The 2,518-nt window shown below is 74.1% G+C and carries 1 protein-coding gene and 1 pseudogene; one reads left to right on the top strand and one right to left on the bottom strand.

Features of this window, described 5'->3' with window-relative positions:
* Positions 1-1,851 (bottom strand): molybdopterin cofactor-binding domain-containing protein (locus RIF68_RS34110; protein WP_309055345.1); only part of this gene is annotated, 1,851 nt, incomplete at its 3' end.
* A 397-nt stretch (positions 1,852-2,248) separates the two neighbouring features.
* Between RIF68_RS34110 and RIF68_RS34115 the strand changes: the two are divergent.
* Positions 2,249-2,518: pseudogene (locus tag RIF68_RS34115) on the top strand (ABC transporter ATP-binding protein); the annotation flags it as partial.

Consider the following 2,518-nt stretch of genomic DNA (forward strand, 5'->3'; position numbering starts at 1 on the left):
CCCCGCCTCCGCCGCCTTCTCCAGTACGGCCCGGGCCCGTGCGTCCTTCAGGAGCCTGCGGCGCATCGCGTACGGGTCCTGGTTCGTACGGCGGGCGACCTCGTCGAGGACGAGCTCCTGGGCGCAGGGCACGTTGGGCGAGTAGATGTTCCGCATCGAGCCGGTGTTGAAGCCCTGGTCGGTCTCGGAGAGCAGCTGGGTGGTGACCCCGAGGTGGTAGGGGCTGATCTGGGTGAGCTGGAACATCGTCTCGGAGAAGGTCAGGTCGCCGACGGGAAGCCGGGCCGCCTCGGCCGTGAGGACCTCACCGACACCGTGCCCGAAGTCGGTGACGACGGAGGTGTGCCGCTGCTCGTACGTGAGGATCTCGCCGAGCGCGTACGTGGCCCGGACCCGGGAGGTGGACATGGGGTGCGTACGGCCCTGGCGGAAGTCGTCCGTGCGGTGCCACATCAGTTTCACGGGCTTGCCCAGGGCGCGGGAGATCTCGGCGGCCTCGTGCGCGGCGTCGGCGAACAGCTTCCGGCCGAAGGAGCCGCCGCCCTCGGTGACGTGGACCCGCACGGCGGACGGGGGCAGGCCGAGCATGAGGGCGATCCGCTCCTGGGCGACGATCGGGGCCTTGAGCGAGGCCCAGATCTCGGCCGAGTCCGCGCGGACGTCCGCGACGGCGCAGTTCGTCTCCAGCGCGGCGTTACTGGCGAAGTGGAAGGTGAAGCGGGCGTCGACGGCCTTGGTGAGGAGGTCGAGCGGCGGGACCACCAGGGGGAGTTCGGCGCGCCGGAGCTTCTCCAGGACGGTGTCGTCGGAGGCTCCCTCGGCGGTACCCGGCCCCCAGGACACCCGGAGGGCGCGGATCGCGTCGACGCACTGGCCGAAGGTGCGGGCGCGGACGGCGACCCCGGTGGAGACGGTGACGACGTCGGTGACGCCCGGCATGGCCCGTACCTCGGTGAGGTCGGCGACGGACCGGACGGTGCCGTTGATGGTGGGCGGGCGGCAGACCATGGTGGGCAGGGCGTCCGGGATCCGCAGGTCCATGGCGAACTTCTTGCGTCCGGTCACGGCGTCGAGGGCGTCGAGGCGGCGCTGTCCGGTGCCGATCACATCGAAACGGGACCGGTCCTTGAGGGTGACCTCGACCGCCGTGTCGGTGAGGGCGGCGGCGCGTGCGGCGAGTTCGCCGTAACCGAGGCGCGCGCCGGTGGGTGAGAGGACCGCGCCGGCCTTCGTGGTGAGGGTGGAGACGGCCTCGCCGAGGGCGAGGGAGGCGGCGCGCAGCAGCCGGCCGCGGGCGACGGCGGCGGCGACGCGCAGGGGCGTGTAGGTCGAGACGGTCGTGTTCGACCCGCCGGTGAGCTGGTTGAAGAGGAGCTCCGGCCGCGCGTCGGCGAGGGTGACCCGCACTCTGTCGAGCGGCAGGTCGAGTTCCTCGGCGATCAGCATGGCGCTGGAGGTGGTGACACCCTGGCCCACCTCGGCGCGCGGCAGGGCGAAGTGGGCCGTGCCGTGGGTGTCGAGGGTGATGGTGACGAGGTGGCTGGTGGGCAGGGCCGCCGCGGTGAGCAGGTCGTTGAGGTCCAGGATCTCGGCGGGGCCGGGCAGCGAGGGCACGAGGCCCGGGACGGCCGCCTCGGCCCGGCGGGGCGCGAGGGCCTCCGCGCCGAGCTGGGCGGCGACGGTCAGGGTGGGCGCGGCCAGCACGTACCCCAGGAACCGCCGCCGTCCCAGGCCCTGGCCCGCGCCCTGCCCCGTACCGCCGGTGGGGTGCCTCGCGCCGTCCGCGCCGCGCGGGCTCTCCCCGCCCGCGCCGTCACCGCCGCCGTCCCGCGCGGAATGCCGTCCCGACATGCGCCCTCCCCCTCCGTCGTGGTCCCGGTCTCCGGCGCCGGGTCTCCACGGGTGCGCGCCGATCATCGCGCATCGGGCGGTGAACGGGGACGGGTTCTCGCCGGTCCGGTCCGGCGAGCGGCCACCTCGGCGTTTCGGCCAGGCGCGGTCGCGCGGCGGCCCGCGTACCGAGGGGGTCGGTGTATTCCACACGAACGCGCATTCGCCTGTTCCCGGGGTTCCCGCCCCGTCCGAAACACATGTGTTCGAGCAGGCGCGCGGCGTCGTTGAGCCCGGCAACACACCCCGACTCGCCTGTGGAGGCCGCGATGCATCCCCTTCCCCTTCCCCCGGCTTCTCCCCTCCGCCGTGCCGGCGCCCCCGGCATCCCGGCCCGTCCCGACGTGAGGAGGTGCGCATGACCAGGACGACCGCCGGGACGACGGCCGCCGCGACGGGCGACCCCTCCGCGTCCGAACAGCTGCTGTTCGGCGGCGAACTCACCTACGACCACGGATGGGGTGCCCACGACGGTGCCTGGCTGAAGCTGAGCCTGCGCGCGATGGCCGGCTCGCTGCCGCGGCAGGTGGCGGTGGCCGTCCGGCTGGCCCGGGAGGCCGATCCGCGCGCCTTCGCCACGGTCGCCCTGAGCGAGGTCACGCGCGGCGTCGCCCAGGCCGTCTCGCTG

This window comes from Streptomyces sp., assembly GCF_031178505.1.
Classification (GTDB): Bacteria; Actinomycetota; Actinomycetes; order Streptomycetales; family Streptomycetaceae; genus Streptomyces; species Streptomyces gulbargensis.